Annotated in this window: 15 protein-coding genes; all 15 read right to left on the bottom strand. The window is 36.8% G+C overall.

The features are described from left to right. Window positions 1-87 precede the first annotated feature (87 nt). The gene (gene ilvD / locus IEV84_RS08590) at window positions 88-1,776 is read right to left on the bottom strand and encodes a dihydroxy-acid dehydratase (RefSeq protein ID WP_188493870.1); all 1,689 of its coding nucleotides are present in this window, start codon (window positions 1,774-1,776) and stop codon (window positions 88-90) included. Between the two features lie 115 nt (window positions 1,777-1,891). After that, window positions 1,892-4,162, bottom strand: a complete 2,271-nt coding sequence (locus tag IEV84_RS08585; protein WP_188493869.1) for a multicopper oxidase family protein — start codon at window positions 4,160-4,162, stop codon at window positions 1,892-1,894. Window positions 4,163-4,180: 18 nt separating this feature from the next. Continuing rightward, window positions 4,181-4,621 carry a DUF3347 domain-containing protein gene (locus IEV84_RS08580; protein ID WP_188493868.1) on the bottom strand — a complete coding sequence of 147 codons (441 nt, stop codon included), beginning with the start codon at window positions 4,619-4,621 and terminating at the stop codon, window positions 4,181-4,183. Window positions 4,622-4,632: 11 nt separating this feature from the next. Beyond that, entirely contained in the window at window positions 4,633-4,860 is a 228-nt protein-coding gene (locus tag IEV84_RS08575; RefSeq protein WP_188493867.1) for a heavy-metal-associated domain-containing protein, read from the bottom strand. Between the two features lie 155 nt (window positions 4,861-5,015). Then, window positions 5,016-7,235 (bottom strand): heavy metal translocating P-type ATPase, encoded by a 2,220-nt coding sequence (locus IEV84_RS08570; RefSeq protein WP_188493866.1) that lies wholly within the window; start codon window positions 7,233-7,235, stop codon window positions 5,016-5,018. An 84-nt stretch (window positions 7,236-7,319) separates the two neighbouring features. After that, window positions 7,320-7,883 (bottom strand): helix-turn-helix domain-containing protein, encoded by a 564-nt coding sequence (locus tag IEV84_RS08565; protein ID WP_188493865.1) that lies wholly within the window; start codon window positions 7,881-7,883, stop codon window positions 7,320-7,322. Between the two features lie 84 nt (window positions 7,884-7,967). Next, window positions 7,968-8,327, bottom strand: a complete 360-nt coding sequence (locus IEV84_RS08560) for a bleomycin resistance protein (protein WP_188493864.1) — start codon at window positions 8,325-8,327, stop codon at window positions 7,968-7,970. Between the two features lie 21 nt (window positions 8,328-8,348). Next, window positions 8,349-9,737, bottom strand: coding sequence for an alpha/beta hydrolase family protein (locus IEV84_RS08555; RefSeq protein ID WP_188493863.1), 1,389 nt, complete (start codon window positions 9,735-9,737; stop codon window positions 8,349-8,351). Between the two features lie 112 nt (window positions 9,738-9,849). Continuing rightward, complete coding sequence (locus IEV84_RS08550; RefSeq protein WP_188493862.1) at window positions 9,850-11,235, bottom strand: DUF6055 domain-containing protein; 1,386 nt, start codon at window positions 11,233-11,235, stop codon at window positions 9,850-9,852. Between the two features lie 89 nt (window positions 11,236-11,324). After that, window positions 11,325-12,395: a DUF4062 domain-containing protein gene (locus IEV84_RS08545; RefSeq protein ID WP_188493861.1), complete on the bottom strand. Its 1,071-nt coding sequence runs from the start codon at window positions 12,393-12,395 to the stop codon at window positions 11,325-11,327. 271 nt (window positions 12,396-12,666) lie between these two features. Then, a complete protein-coding gene (trpA, locus tag IEV84_RS08540; RefSeq protein WP_188493860.1) occupies window positions 12,667-13,428 on the bottom strand; it encodes a tryptophan synthase subunit alpha in 762 nt (253 codons plus the stop codon). Between the two features lie 125 nt (window positions 13,429-13,553). Next, on the bottom strand, window positions 13,554-13,874 hold the full coding sequence (locus IEV84_RS08535; protein ID WP_188493859.1) for a gamma-glutamylcyclotransferase family protein: 321 nt from the start codon (window positions 13,872-13,874) through the stop codon (window positions 13,554-13,556). 119 nt (window positions 13,875-13,993) lie between these two features. Beyond that, window positions 13,994-15,175: a tryptophan synthase subunit beta gene (gene trpB / locus IEV84_RS08530; protein ID WP_188493858.1), complete on the bottom strand. Its 1,182-nt coding sequence runs from the start codon at window positions 15,173-15,175 to the stop codon at window positions 13,994-13,996. A gap of 1 nt (window position 15,176) precedes the next feature. Then, window positions 15,177-15,797 carry a phosphoribosylanthranilate isomerase gene (locus IEV84_RS08525; protein ID WP_188493857.1) on the bottom strand — a complete coding sequence of 207 codons (621 nt, stop codon included), beginning with the start codon at window positions 15,795-15,797 and terminating at the stop codon, window positions 15,177-15,179. Between the two features lie 124 nt (window positions 15,798-15,921). Continuing rightward, entirely contained in the window at window positions 15,922-16,713 is a 792-nt protein-coding gene (gene trpC / locus IEV84_RS08520; RefSeq protein WP_188493856.1) for an indole-3-glycerol phosphate synthase TrpC, read from the bottom strand. Between the last annotated feature and the right edge of the window lie 6 nt (window positions 16,714-16,719).

The following is a 16,719-nucleotide window of genomic DNA, read 5'->3' as shown; positions in this document are numbered from 1 at the left end:
AAAACCTCGTTTTCTCTCAAAAGAATGAGGAAAACGAGGTTTCGTATTTTTAAAAGATTGTTATTTCAATCTTTCAATTTATAAAAACTATAAATCCGATTTTAAAACAGCACCATTACTGGCATTGGTTACTAACGAACGGTATTGTCCTAACCATCTAGAAGTTAATTCTTTTTTAAGAGGAACAAATTCTGCTTTTCTTTTGGCAATTTCTTCATCAGTCAAATCTACTGATAAAATATATTGATCTACGTCGATGTGGATTTCGTCTCCGTCTTTTAATAAACCAATCATTCCACCTTCGGCAGCTTCCGGAGATACGTGACCAATTGATGCTCCACGAGTTGCTCCGCTAAAACGTCCGTCAGTGATTAATGCAACCGAATTTCCTAATCCCATTCCCATGATTAATGAAGTTGGAGCCAGCATTTCCTGCATACCAGGACCACCTTTAGGACCTTCATAACGAATAACAACTACATTACCTGCTTTTACTTTTCCGCCTAAAATTCCTTCGATAGCTTCCGGTTGTCCGTCAAAGCAAACAGCCTTACCAGTGAATACGCGGTCTCCGGTAATACCAGCCGTTTTAATAACCGCACCTTGCTCGGCTAAATTACCGTATAAAACAGCTAATCCACCTACCTGAGAATAAGGATTGTCTATAGTGTGGATAATATTAGTGTCTTTGATGTAAGCATCTTTGATTTTTTCCAAGATTGTTTCTCCTGTAATAGTCAGGTTGTCTAACAGGATATCATCACCTCTTTTAGTCATTTCTTTCATAACTGCATTTACACCACCGGCAGTATTGATATCTTCCATGTGAACCGTAGATAAACTTGGAGAGATTTTAGCAATATGAGAAACTCTTTTTGAGATTTTATTAATGTCTTCCAAATTGAAATCAACATTCGCTTCTTTAGCAATAGCAAGCATGTGCAATACGGTATTCGAACTTCCTCCCATTGCCATATCTACTGCAAAAGCATTTCGCACTGCATTTTCGTTAAGGATATTTCTTAATTTGAATTTTTCAGTTTTTGCGCTGTCTTTTGCAATTTCGCAAATTCTTCTTGCAGCTTGTCTGTATAATTCTTCACGCTCTTTAGTCAATGCTAAAATAGTTCCGTTTCCAGGAAGTGCAATTCCCATAGCTTCCATTAAGGTATTCATCGAATTGGCTGTAAACATACCGGAACAACTTCCACCGGAAGGACAAGCGTTACACTCAATGTCTTTTAATTCCTCATCGGTGATTTCACCTAATTCGTGTTTCCCAACCGCTTCAAAAGCTGTAGCTAAATCGATAGGCACTCCGTCTTTAGTATGCCCTTTTTTCATTGGTCCACCACTCACAAAAATGGTTGGGACATCTACTCTTAAAGCTCCCATAATCATTCCGGGAACAATTTTATCACAGTTAGGAATAGCAATCATAGCATCTAACTTGTGTGCATTCATTACCGTTTCGATAGAGTTAGCGATGATTTCTCTTGAAGGCAAAGAAAAAAGCATCCCATCATGACCCATCGCAATACCGTCATCTACACCAATTGTGTTGAATTCAAAAGGCACACAACCATTAGCTTTGATTTCTTCTTTGATCACTCTGGAAACTCTGTCCAGAAAAAAGTGTCCTGGAATAATCTCGATATAAGAATTGGCAACACCAATAAATGGTTTGTCAAAATCCTCATCAACTAATCCTGTTGCTCTAAATAATGATCTATGCGGGGTTCTTTGATGTCCTTTTTTTACTTCATCACTTCTCATGCTATGTCTTTTTGTATGATTATTTTTTTCGGGCGCAAAGATAGCTATTCTTATACTTTATTAAAAAAGTATCTTGGATTATATCGGATAGGAAACGAAAACTTTAGTGGATATTTTAATAATTTATCGATAATCCTGTGCCAAATCCCATGTCGCTGTCGTAATGCGAACGAATACCAATGTTTTTAGTGATGATGTAGCGTAAATCAACCATGTATTCTTTATCGGTATTAACCATAAATCCGGCTCTTAATCTCTTCGAAATTGGGATGTCTTCGCGCATTAAGGATAGACGAATTATTCCGTCCTGGTATATTTCGGTTTGAAAATTAACTAACATCGGAAGGGTGTACATCACTCCCAGACTAAAAGCACTTCGATTGTCTTTTTTGTTACTTTGTTTAAATAAATTCGTTTCCTGTTCGTCGATTCCCATTTTGCGGTAACGCCAGTCAAAACCGATAAAAGGCATTAGCCATTGCATTTTTCCAATGTATCTTCCCAGGTGGGTTTCTGTTTCATAACCGTGCATTGTATTATAACCCAATCGCCATTCGGTTCCCAAACTCCATCGCGATTTTTGAAGCATGGCTTCTCCGTCGATACCATTGTTTGCAAAATCACTTGTTGCCATCAGGTGCGGCATATCACTTTCTTTTTGCAACATTTTATAGGCTTCTTTTTTATTGGGAAGTTGTGGATTTTTGTAATCGCCTACTTCAAATACCCTATTCATTCCTGCCATCATGTGGTATAAAATATGACAATGAAAAAACCAATCGCCTTCTTCGTTTGCCAAAAATTCAATGGTGTCTGTTTCCATTGGCATGATGTCCAGTACATTTTTGAGAGGTGCATTATCGCCTTGACCATTTAAAAGCCTAAAATCAAAGCCATGCAGATGGATAGGATGGCGCATCATCGAGTTGTTGTAGAGTGTAATGCGGAGTATTTCGCCTTTTTTTACGGGGATTTTATCGGTTTCGGAAAGGATTTTATTATCCATACTCCACACATATCGGTTCATGTTTCCCGTAAGGGTAAATTGGAGTTCTTTTACCGGAGCATCTTTCGGAAGTACAGTAGAATGTGGCGATTGTAACATGGCATAGTTTAGGGTTTTAATTTCGCCTGAAGCATTTGCATTATAACGGTCGGGATTGTTGTCCATATCCATATTGTGCTGGCTGTGGTCTTCTTTCTTTTTAGTTTCTCCGGTTATTTCAGGGTACATCACCATATTCATATCCATTTGATTGAGACTCATATTCATTCCCATATCATCAAGATCACCGTTCATTTTCATCATGTCGTTCATCATCTTCATCCCTTCAAAATATTTGAGACGAGGCAGAGGAGCTATGTATTCTTTAGTTCCATTTCCTATAAAATAACTCGCCGAGTTGGTACGGTCTTCGGTTGTAGCCATAAATTCATAGGATTTTCCATCTTCGGGGATGGTCACAATTACATCATACGTTTCTGAAACTGCAATAAGCAATCGGTCAACTTCAACGGGTTTTACATCATTTCCATCATTGGCTACCACCGTTATTTTTCCACCGGCATAACGAAGCCAGAAATAGGAAGAAGCACCACCATTGGCAATACGAAACCTCACTTTGTCGCCGGCTTTAAGTGATTTTCCGTTTATAGTTTTCAATACTGTTTCGGGATTACCGTTCATCAGTATTTTGTCGTAATACACATCGCTCACGTCCATGGCTAACATTCGTTTCCATTCGTTAGTAAGTTTGGTTTTAAAATGTCCCTCTCTGATGGCTTCGGCATAACTTTGTGTAGCACCTTTTTTAATAGCAGCCCAGTCATTGGCATTGCGCAGCATTCTCTGGATATTATCCGGTTTTAGGTTTGTCCATTCACTCAGAATTATGGGAATAGAAGGTAAATCGTCAATGCCTTTGCGGAAAGTTGTATCATTTGTTTTTTTTAGCATTATAAAATTACCATACATACCAATTTGTTCCTGAAATCCGGAATGTGAATGGTACCAATGTGTCCCATTTTGAATAATAGGAAATCGGTACGTGTATGTTTCGCCGGGTTGGATAGGCATTTGGGTAAGATAGGGAACACCATCTTCTTTATTGGGAAGAAATACACCGTGCCAATGTAAAGAAGTGCTCTCTTTGAGTTGATTATGAACAACAATTTCGGCAGTATCTCCTTCGGTAAAAGTAAGAGTAGGCATGGGGATTTGACCGTTTACAGCAATGGCTCTTTTTTCTTTTCCGGCATAGTTTACGATAGTATCTTTTACAAAAAGATCATAATGAACTACTTTTTGAGAAAAGGTCAATTGTATTGTAAAGAATACTAATACAATTATAAATAGCTGTTTTTGTAAAGAATAAATGGTGTTCATAATCATGTTTTGATGAGGTTATTTTGTTGCTACAACTGAACCACAACTAAGCATGGCAGCACCGTAGTAAGGATTTTTGATTTCTTTTTCAGTACTTAACCAATAGGCTTTTTTCATAGGGCAGTATTGATAGTACACTGTATGGTTGATTTTTTCGGAGTTTTTTACAATGTCCCATAAAGTGGTTGATACCGTATTAAAGGCTTCTCTTTGTTTTTCGATGTTGTCGGCTTTGACCATCTTTTCGGTAGATTTTAACAAGCTTTCTTTTTGTTTAAAATTGCTTTCCTCTTTGATACTTTGGTATAATGAATTGATAGTTTGCTTAGCTGTTTTAGCATCGCTGTTAACCAGAGCATTTTTTACGCCAATGTAATTGTTGACAAGAGTGTTTGTGTTTTGGGCAAAAACGGAATATCCAAAAAGTAATATTGCCGCTAGTAATAAGTTCTTTTTCATGATGCTTGAATTTAATTGTTTAATGATTCGATTTTGAAGCCGGCTTTTTGAACCACTTCTATAATTTGCTGTTCTTTAGTCTCTTCTGTTTTTACAGTTAGAATTTTGTCTTTGTTAGCAGTGTCTACTTCCCAATCAGATACGCCTTCAATTTCATTTAGAAAAGGAGTTACTGTTGCGATACAGCCACTACAATTAATGTTCGTTTTGAACTGATGTGTTTTATGTTTATTTTCCATTTTGTTTAAAAATTAAATGTTATTTACTGATACAAAGTTGGATAAATTAGCGTTCTTTTTTATTGCGCTATTTCCTGTTTGATTTATGATATTTACGGTTTTTATACCATTTATAATTATATTTTAGTCCGATTGTTTTGGTATAATGCCGTTTGTTATTTTTTCCATTTCAACCTTAAACTGTTGCTTACAACACTTACGCTACTCAGGGCCATTGCTGCTCCGGCAAGCATCGGATTCAGTAGGAATCCGTTAATAGGGTAAAGGATTCCTGCCGCAATAGGAATACCGATTACATTATAGATAAATGCCCAAAAAAGATTTTGCTTAATGGTTGCTACGGTTTGTCTGGACAATTTGATAGCCTGTGGTATTTTCATCAGGTCAGATGAAATGAGCGTCATTTTAGCAACGTCCATGGCAATATCGCTGCCTTTTCCCATGGCAATACTTACATCGGCGGTTGCCAGAGCGGTACTGTCATTAATTCCGTCGCCTACCATGGCTACTATTTTTCCCTGACTTTGTAATTCTTTGATAAAATCGGCTTTGTGCTGTGGTAAGACTTCAGCTTTGTAATGTTCTATTCCGGTTTGTTCTGCAATTGCTTTAGCTGTGGTTTCATTGTCGCCAGTGAGCATATAGATTTCGACATCCATTGCTTTCAGTTGTTCAATAGCAGCAAGAGAAGTTTCCTTTATTTTGTCCGAAATTGCAATTACAGCCAGGTTTTTTTTACTATTGGCAAACCATATCACGGTTTGGGATTGCTGGCTCCATTGATCACTTTGTTGTTGTAATTCGTCGTCAATGCTAATATTGTTGTCTGCCATTAATTTTTTATTCCCTACAAAATAGCTTTCGTCAGCATAAGTTGCTTTAGCTCCTTTTCCTGTAATACTTTCGAAAGAAAGCAGTTGAATGTCTTTAATATCAGTAAAATAATTGACAACCGCTTCTGCCAGAGGATGTTCGGATTGTTTTTCGATACTCAATAGAATTTGTTTTGCCAGTGTGTCTTCATTCAGCCATTTTATAGCGGTTACTTTGGGTTTACCTTCGGTAATGGTTCCTGTTTTATCCAGTACAACGGCATTGATTTTTTTAGCTAATTCGAGGCTTTCGGCATCTTTAATCAAAATCCCTTGCTCGGCTGCTTTACCTACACCTACCATGATTGCGGTGGGAGTGGCTAACCCTAAAGCACAAGGACAGGCAATTACTAATACGGTTACTGCTGCTAAAAGTCCGTGAACGATGCCGTTATTGCCTCCTAATAACAGCCATAGTATAAAAGTAAGCAGTGCAATTCCGATAACTATTGGAACAAAAATCCCCGCAATTTTATCTACTAATTTTTGCACAGGAGCCTTACTTCCCTGGGCATCTTGCACCATTTTGATTATTTGAGCCAGCATGGTTTCTTTGCCCACTTTTAAGGCTTTAAACTGGAAACTACCTTTTTGATTGATGGTACCGGCAAAGACTTTTTCGTTGGTCGTTTTCAATACAGGAATGGGCTCGCCGCTTAGCATGCTTTCGTCTACATAAGAATTGCCGGAGAGTACTATTCCGTCAACAGCAATTTTCTCGCCCGGTTTCACCAGAATTGTATCGCCAACATGGACCTCTTCTATAGCTATTTCTTTTTGCTGTCCATCGGGCAAAATTAAAACGACTGTTTTGGGTTGTAATCCCATTAGTTTTTTAATTGCCGATGAGGTGTTGCCTTTGGCTTTTTCTTCCAATAATTTTCCCAAAAGAATAAAAGCAATAACTACCGAAGCCGCTTCAAAATACACATGGGCATGTAAGCCTCTTTGATGCCAGAAATCAGTGAAAAGCATGTTGAAAACACTAAACAGATAAGCAATACCGGTACTCAAAGCTACCAGAGTATCCATGTTAGCCGAACGGTGTTTGGTTTGTTTCCAGGCGTTGATAAAGAAATCTTTTCCGAACCAAAGTACTACCGGAGAGGTAAAGAACCACATGATTTCATTGGCATAAGGGATATTCATCGCAAACATTCCAATGGCAACTACAGGAAGCGATAATAGTATTGCCCAGATTGTTTTTTGCTTTAGCAAATGGAAGTTTTTCTCATGAATAGCTTCCAGCGTTTCCTGCTGTGTTGCTTCGTTTTCTATCAGCAAATCATAACCTATCGATTGTACTGCTTTTTGTAAAACCGAAGGATTGGTTTTATTAGGCAAATATTCAACGGCCAGAGTTGCTGTGGCAAAATTGACGCTGGCATCAATAACGCCATCAATAGGTTTTACGATACTTTCGGCACTAATGGCACAGGAAGCGCAGGACATTCCCAAAACGGGAAAGGTTTTTTTTATAGTATTTTGATGATTCGTTGCCATGATGTGTAATTTTAATTATACATACAAAGTTGGCGATAAAATCAAGGAGAACTATTGTGTAATTTTGGAATAGATTTGTAAGATTTACAATTGGTCTAAAGGCTTTCTTTTGTTTTCCTTGATTTGTTTGAAATAGCTGGGAGTAAGGCCGGTTACTTTTTTGAATTGGTTACTCAAATAAGCCACACTGGAATAATTGAGTTGGAATGCAATTTCGCTTAAGGACAATTGGTCATAGACTAACAATTCTTTTACCCGTTCTATTTTTTGCGAAATAAAATATTTTTCGATGGTTGTTCCCTCAATTTCCGAAAACAGATTGGATAAATAATTGTAATCGTGATGGAGTTCGTTGCTGAGTACCTCCGACAGATTGTTTCTTAATCCACTGTCCTGATGGTGTACGAGTTGGATAATAGTGTTTTTTATCTTTTCAATAATCCGGCTTTTTTTGTCGTCTATGAGCTCGAATCCTAAAGGACTTAAAGCTTTATCGATTGTTGTTTTTTGTTCTTCCGATAATTCATTTTCGAATACGACTTCTCCTAATTTAATATTTTTAACGGCTAAATTTAATTTATCCATTTCATTCTGAACCACCATAATACAGCGGTTGCAAACCATATTTTTGATAAAGAGGGTATTCATGTTTCGATACTATCAATTAGACTATCAAAAGTAAGCATTATGAACTCATTTACGTAGATTAGTTAACATTAGTTAGTTTTTTATTCAAAAAGCACTTTGACCGAAAGTAAGCAGATTATTATCCGGATCGAGTATTGAAAATTCTTTTTGTCCCCAATGCTTGGTCTCTAAATGACCATTGGGGTGAATTTCAACTTCATTATTTAAAAACTCCTGGTACAATTCTTCAATAGTATCGGTACGCAAATAAACCTGACCATAATTTTCAGTTGGTACCAACTCTTTAAACTCAAAGAAATGCAACTGTACCTGATCTTTTTGAATCATCAGGTAAAAATCGTAATCAGCGTTTCCAAATTCTTGAAATCCCAACTTTTTTATGTAAAAATCTTTGGTGATTTTTTTATCACGCATTGGTAATTTAGGGTGAATATCAGTGAGCATAATTGAATTGATTATGAGTTTTTATTTCGTTTGCGTATTGATCCATTTGTTTATTTCTTCTAATACCAAAGGTGAAAATGTTTGCTCGATTGTTGCATATTCGGATGGAGCACCTGTTTGGCACTCCTGAAATAAATGGTTTAAGTTAGGGAGTATTTTTGCAGTTACTTTTTTATTTCCGGCTTTCGCCAAAGCTTTCGTTATCGCATCGATATTTTCATTGGCAGCTACTTGTACATCTTTTTCACCATTGAGTGCTAAAACAGGACATTTTACTTTTTCTAATGCAGGAGTCGGATTGTACTTAATGAAATATTGCATCCAGGGCGTTGCTATTTGACTCACCTGAAGTTTTACAAATTCGTCATCGCTCATTGTTGCCGGTTTTTCGCTTTTGGAATTGTCTTTTAAAGCAGTTTTTAAGTAATGGGCTAAGTCTATGTTGAGTTGTTCCAAACTACTTGATTTGTTGACAATATCATAGATTTTTCGGTTGACTAATTCATTTTTTTGTAAATCTGCATCACTAATTCCCGATGCTTTTCCAATTAACTTTTGTTGTAATAAAAGGATTTGGTCTCCTTGAATTCCCGGAGCAGCGAGTAAAACAATGAAGGCAACATCGTTAGATTTGTTGGCAACCATTGGTGCAATCAACCCACCTTCGCTATGACCTATTAAGCCAATTTTACTGATTTCTTTTCGGGTTTTCAAATAAGCAACTGCACTTTCCACATCGGTTGCAAAGTCGGCTGAAGTTGCTGTTTTAAAATTTCCTTTCGATTGTCCAACTCCTCGATCATCGTATCTCAGTACTGCAATTCCGTTTCGGGTTAAATAATCAGCCATTATAAGAAAGGGTTTGTGCCCGAATATTTCTTCATTTCTATCTTGTGGTCCACTGCCTGAAATCAGTATAACAGCCGGAAAAACGCCTGCTTTTTTAGGTAATGTCAGTGTTCCTGCTAAAGTAATATGAGCTGTGTTGTTTTGAAATGTGACTTCTTCAAGATGATAAGGATAGGGTTTTTGAGGTTCCTGTGGTCTTTTCAGTATTTCCTTTTCAATGACTTTCTTCGATAAATTCATAGGGAATTCATGTCCGTTTTGTTTAAAAGTACCAACAATTTCATCATCTTTTAATTCGCCGCTATATTCAATTCCTGCATTTGTGATTTCAAATGTAATTTTTGCATTTTCAACTGTGGTTTTACTTACAGGAATGCCTTTTGCCTTTTGATCCGGGCTGTCCATCGTGGCACTAAATCCATTATCCGTTTTAGATACATTAAAAACAAGACGAAACTGTGTGCCCTGAATTTTCAAAACACTATTCCATTGTCCGGTGAGGTCTTGGGCTTTTACTGTAATTGAGGCTATTATTGCAATGAATACTAAGGAAAATTTCATCGTACTATTTTTTTAGTAAGTTACGGATTTTGTTGGTTCTAAAGAGATAGATTTTCAGTTAATTAGGTTGTTTCCAATTGAAGTTGACCTGATGCAATCGAACCAATTTGGATTAATCTTTCAATGATGTGTTTGTAAATTTAACTTTATAGGGGAAATTTTCATCATTGTCAGGTTTATCATCCCATACATGGTTTCGGTGTTCGGTAGCAGCTCCGGTTACCACAAGCCAAAGTTCTTTAGCATCCTGAGGTATTGTGATGGTAGTTTTGCCTTTTTTTGTTTTTTTCATCTTCCCATAAATTGCAGTGTCATTTTCTTTTATCACAACAAAGCCGTAACGCCATCCTTCAATAGCTGACCATTGCCCTTTTAATCCTTCGAAATCTACAGCGACTTTTGTTCCTGATTCTGGAACACTAAGCGGAATGGCATTGTAACCATAAACTTGAGGAATTTGCTTGTCGGCTATTTTGTAATAACCATTATTAATGGCTTCTAATGCCGTGTGATGCGTGTATTTTGTTTGTTCAGCAGCAGCTAAGTTTTTAATAAAGGTTTTATTGTGATTTCCTAAAGGATAATCCCAACTGATATTTTTGCAGGCATATTCAAAAAACTCGTCATTCAATTGTTCCTGATTGATTCCTGTGATTCTTTTGTAGGTTTGCAGCGGATGTTCAGGAGTTTGAGCACTTCGCCATAGTTTTCCTAAAAAATCGATTCCGTGTTTTTGTTTCCAAAATTCCATCAAATACATCGATTGGTACCGGTAATCTTCATGCGAAAAATGTTTGTGCGTATTTTCTAAGAAACGAGGTATTTCTCTGGTAAAGCTGTCATTATTAATTTGCCATGACATAAATTGGGCGCATTGTTCCCAAAATTGCCCCACATAGTTTTGATCTCTAAAACCATAATTGCCATCGCAGGCGGTTTGATATTGAAAGGTATGACCAAATTCATGAGCCAAAGCAGAATCGGTGTTAGAAGCCCAGGGATTTACCCATAAAGCGCCTATAACATTATCATATCCCGCGCCTGTGGCCAACCATTCTTCCTGATAACGAAGAATAATTATCATTCGGTATTGATCAGTTTTTGATTTTCCTTTTTGTACAAATTGCATCGTATCCCGATAATAGGAATAATACTTTTCGGCCTTTGTCAAAACAGCATTGATATCGACATTCAGTTTTGGATTTGGAGCTTTGTCAGGATATTGTCCAAATCCTTTTGCCCAGAAAATAATGATATTGTCTGATGATGCACTTCTTTGGTAACTCCATTCGCTATCGCTCGAATTAAAATCGTTATTTTTTAATTCAATAGGAATGTAAACAGCTTTTCCGCCAATTGGTTTTTCTCCAAAAGTATAGTTGAAATTGGAGCGTATTTCTTTTGAAATTAGGTTTACAGGAGCAGCATTTGCAGCACAAAAACAACTGAAGATGATGGAAAATAAAAAGAAAGGTTTAAAAAAAGGAAATTTTTTCATGGTTTGGTTTTATTGAGCCGTGTTGCAAACGCTACGATTTAACTTTTCATGTAAGTGGGGACTCAATGCAATCGAGCACCAGATTGGGGTTATTTTTTACTGGTCTTCTCATTAGTAATTTCTTTTTTGTCATTTCCGTCACTATTAGTTTCAGTTTCTGATTTTGGATTATCAATAATTTGACGTCTAATTTCTTTATATACCATTATTCCTTCCTCTGTCAAAGTCCAATATTCATTTTCATCTTTTACACTATGTTTCTTCAATGATGGTTTTACTAAATTCAAGACGACAAAGTCAGCAAAAATCTGTTTGATTGTATTTCTTGGGACTGGAAAAGTTGCTCTTAACTCTCGCTCTTTCTGTGTTTTGAAATAACTCAAATACATTGCAGTATCTACTGAAGATAGTTCACTCATACATTCAGGAGCAAGTAATTTAAAAATCCTATATAGACTTAGCTTTTCTGAGTCTTCCCAATCAGAACCGTTTTTATAATAAAAACTTAGGTTAATTTCGTGATTTCTTAAGGAAGCAATTAGTTTGTCATATTTTGAAGTTTCTTCTGCTTCAATTTTGAATTTTAATTGTTTAATTTCTTCTCTGAAATTAGAATTTTCTTTACTCAATCTCGTAAGTTCAATTAGAACTTCTGGTCCAGCCAATTCATTACTTTTTATCCATCCAACCCCAGGATTAGTAGTAAATTGTTTCATTAAAGCAATAGATACTTTACCATAAAGATCTTCTTTGTTTTGCCAGTAACTAATCAATTTCTTTTTGATTTTATTTTTAAAGAGATCTAGACTTGTTTTCTTCTGAGTATCAGTATCACTTTTATTAACTGGCCATTCAGCCTTATCTCCAATGACAAATCCTAATGTTGGAATTCCTTTTGAGAATGCATAGTCATATTCCTTTTCTGTATAGCTCAAGTCTCCATCTTGCGAGCCATAACGATGCGCACATATTACAACGTAATAATCACAATCATCTATCTGTCGCTGAATAAGTTTCCATTGTTCTTCATCACCCGCACTAAACATTTCCATTCCTACAGGTATATGTCCCATTTCGAGAATAGCTTTAATAACTAATTCGCGTTCTTCAACTAAGTCTTCAAAAGTTGAGCTTACAAATATTTGATATTTAATTTTCATAATGATAGGTTCTAAATAATTACGGCTAACTAGTTTATATGCGCATAAATTGGACTAGTTATATCCTTTATTGGTATGTTATACGCATGTTTTTTGTTATTATTATTGCGCATTATTTTTTATGTACTCTACAAAAATAGAATTATTTCTTACATATCAAAAGGCATACTATTATTTTTTCTTTTAATACTATTAAATAGCAAACGCCATAAAAAAATCCGATTTGTGTAATCAAATCGGATTTTTTTATGTTCATTATTTATGTGAGGGATTATCGAATCGCTTTCACAAAATCAGCAATTTTTCCGCTTCCATTTTCTTTAAGGTGGGTGATGAAAGCACTTCCAATAATAGCACCTTTGGCATATTGAGTAGCCTGATTGAAAGTTTCGACATTGTTGATTCCGAAGCCTACAATTTGTGGGTTTTTAAGGTTCAAATCGGCAATACGTTTGAAATAGTTTTCCTGTGTGCTTCCAAAACCGGATTGTGATCCCGTAACACTTGCCGAGCTCACCATATAGATAAATCCGCTGGAAACGCTGTCTATAAAACGAATGCGCTCGTCAGAAGTTTGTGGTGTGATCAAAAAGATATTGATTAATCCGTATTTGTCAAAAGTAGCTTTGTATTCATCGGCATAGACATTCACAGGCAAATCAGGAATGATTAATCCATCAATACCAATTTCGGCACATTTTTGGCAAAAAGCTTCCACACCATATTGCAACATCGGGTTAAAATAGCCCATGATAATTAACGGAATAGCAACCGTTTTACGGATGTCTTTTAGTTGGTCAAACAAAATTTGAGTGGTCATACCGTTGTGCAAAGCAGCAGTGGAACTGGCCTGAATAGTAGGGCCATCGGCCAATGGATCACTGAAAGGCAATCCAATTTCAATTAGGTCAACTCCGTTTTTTTCTAAGTCCTGAATAATTTGTACCGTATCATTTAGATTAGGATATCCCGCCGAGAAATAGATGGAAAGTATTTTTTTGTCTTCTTGTAATTTTTGTTCGATTCTGTTCATTGTATCTTTTTTAAACACCTGAAAAGTCATTCCGAGGAACGAAGGAATCTCACTATCTGAATCACTTGATGTGATTGCTTCGTCCCTCGGAATGATATATTGGGTAACTATTTTAGTTTTCTATTTTAATTAGTAACAATGTAAGCCCAGGCAGTTTGCAGGGATTCCAGAGTTACTTCGATGCGTTTGTAATGCAGACCTTCGTAGGTGTCGGCAAGGTAAACGTCTTTTTCGCTGATGTCATATACCACACCATTGACAATGTCTTCGGGATTATTGGTTGCAACAATAATCGGATATTTTTCCAGTCCAAATTCTTCTTCAATTTCGATATAATTAATCACATAACCGATTAATCTGTCCGGAACTCCTTTTAGGGTACGTCCAAAAATATTTTCCTGAATGTTTTTGTCTTTTAAAGTTCCGTAAGCAAATAATTTTTCCATTTGTTCTGGTTTGAAAATTGAACGTTCTTTTTGTTTGCGTTAGGGATGGTAGTGGGAACGTCCCGATAGCTATCGGGAAGCCCGACCCCCGATTTTTTTTATCGGAGGTAACGCCCTGATTATATTTTAAAATATTCGATGTAGTTATTTAAATCTTTGTCACCACGACCTGAAAGACAGATAACCACCACATCTTCGGGTTTGAATTTCTTTTCGTTCAACACCGCCAAAGCATGAGAAGATTCAATAGCAGGGATAATTCCTTCCAATTTACAAAGTTCTAATCCTGCTGTCATAGCCTCATCATCGGTTACTGAGAAAAATTCGGCACGACCTGTTTCTGCCAAATGTGCGTGCATAGGTCCTACGCCAGGATAATCCAATCCGGCTGAAATAGAATAAGGCTCGGTAATTTGTCCGTCAGGCGTTTGCATCAAAAGTGTTTTACAACCGTGAATGATACCTACTTTTCCTAACTTACTCGTTGCGGCACTATGACCGGAATTCACACCTTTTCCGGCTGCTTCCACAGCAATGATTCCTACTTCCGGTTCGTGCAAAAAGTGGTAAAAAGTTCCGGCAGCGTTACTTCCGCCACCAATACAGGCTACTACATAATCCGGATTTTCACGTCCTTCTTTTTCTTTTAACTGCCATTTGATTTCCTCAGAAATCACGCTTTGAAAACGCGTTACCATATCCGGATAAGGATGAGGTCCAATGGCTGAACCAATGATATAATGCGTATCCACAGGATTGTTAATCCAGTCGCGAATAGCCTCGTTGGTAGCATCTTTCAGTGTTCTTGAACCAGAAAGAGCAGCACGAACGGTAGCTCCCAGCATTTTCATACGGGCAACGTTTGGAGCTTGGCGGGCAATGTCAATTTCTCCCATATATACAATACATTCCAGTCCCATTAAAGCACAAACGGTAGCGGTTGCCACACCGTGCTGTCCGGCACCGGTTTCGGCAATAATACGTTTCTTTCCCAGTTTTTTAGCAACCAAAATTTGTCCGATGGTATTGTTGATTTTGTGCGCTCCGGTATGATTTAAATCTTCTCTTTTTAAGTAGATTTTGGTATTGTATTTTTCAGAAAGTCTTTTTGCAAAATACAACGGACTAGGACGTCCTACATAATCTTTTAATAATTGGTCGAACTCGGCTTTAAAATCCGGTTCGGCCATGATTTTCAAATATTGTTGGCGTAATTCCTCTACATTTGGATATAACATTTCAGGAATGTAAGCTCCTCCAAACTGGCCATAATAGCCTTTTTCATCAACGTTGTATGACATTTTATTTGTTTTTTATTGCGATGCACTGTAGTGCTTCTAAATTTTTCAATCCTGGTTCTATTTCAAATTTACTGTTTACGTCAATAGCATAAACGGGTAAATGCGTTTTTATTATTTCATTGACAGCATCCATTTCGTCTAAACCAATTCCGCCACTAAGGAAGAACGGTTTGGTTGATGGGTATTTCTCTAAAACTTTCCAGTCAAAGGTAGTTCCGTTTCCTCCGGGTAATTTTCCTTTGGTATCAAAAAGAAAATAATCACATACCTCTTCAAACGGTTCCAAAACGGAGAAATCAAAATCATCGGCAACCGAAAAGACTTTTATGATTTCGATACCAGCCGCTAATTGCGTTTTCAAATTTACGCAAAATTCCAAAGATTCATGTCCGTGTAATTGTACGGCTTGCAAATCGTGCGTTTGTACTTTTTTGACAATGTTTTCAACAGTTTCATTGACAAAAACGCCTGTTTTTTTAATTGAATTGGGTAAATCAGGCATTACTCCATCAAAATAACGGGACGATTTTTCCCAAAATATAAATCCCATATAATCGGGTAGGAGTGCGCCTACTTCGAGCATATTGTCGAGATATTTCATGCCACAGACTTTTAGTTTCATAATTTGTAATTTTTTAACCACAAAGTTTTTTAACCGCAAAGATTCACAAAGGATTAGTCGCAAAGGGGCGCAAAGTTTTTTTCTGCCTTCTGCCTTCTGCCTTCTGCCTTCTGCCTTCTGAAATCTAACTTCTAACTTCTAACTTTTGAATAAATTCCGTTGCTGCTTTTCCGGCATTATCGGTTTTCATAAAATTTTCGCCAATAAGGAAACCTTTGTAACCATAAGGTTTTAGTTTGTTGATAGCATCAACTGAGCTAATTCCGCTTTCAGAAACTTTCACAAATTCATTCGGGATTAAGTCAGCTAATTGCTTACTGAAATCCAGACTTACTTCGAAAGTTTTCAGGTTTCGGTTATTTACCCCAATCATATCCAGTGTAGGCATGATTGATTTTTCCAGTTCTTCCTGATTGTGAACTTCCAATAAAACTTCTAATCCTAAGCTTTTGGCAAATTCGGATAATGATTTGATTTCTTCGCGTGTCAAAACAGCTGCAATCAGTAAAATCAAGTCGGCTCCATGAGCTTTAGCTTCCAGGATTTGGTATTCATCCACAATGAATTCTTTTCGCAATAGCGGAATGTTCACCGAAGCTCTTGCTAATAATAAATCGTCTAAAGAACCACCAAAATACTTTCCGTCAGTCAAAACAGAAATCCCACAAGCACCGGCACTTTCATAACCTTTTACCACTTCTTCCACCGTAAAACCATAATTGATTTCGGCTTTAGAAGGTGAACGGCGTTTGTGCTCGGCAATGATTCCTGAGTTGCTGTTTCTTAAATTGTTGCTTAAAGAAATAGTCTTTTTTCCAAAAAATACTGAAGCTTCCAATTGTGAAACCGGAATGATTGATTTTTTTAAAACTACTTCTTGTTTTTTGTCAACTATGATTCTGTCTAGTATGTTCATTTTGTA

This window comes from Flavobacterium palustre (assembly GCF_014639535.1).
In the GTDB taxonomy this organism is placed as follows: domain Bacteria; phylum Bacteroidota; class Bacteroidia; order Flavobacteriales; family Flavobacteriaceae; genus Flavobacterium; species Flavobacterium palustre.
The sequence above is the reverse complement of the archived record's forward strand: the minus strand, read 5'-3'. Positions and strand labels throughout refer to the sequence as shown.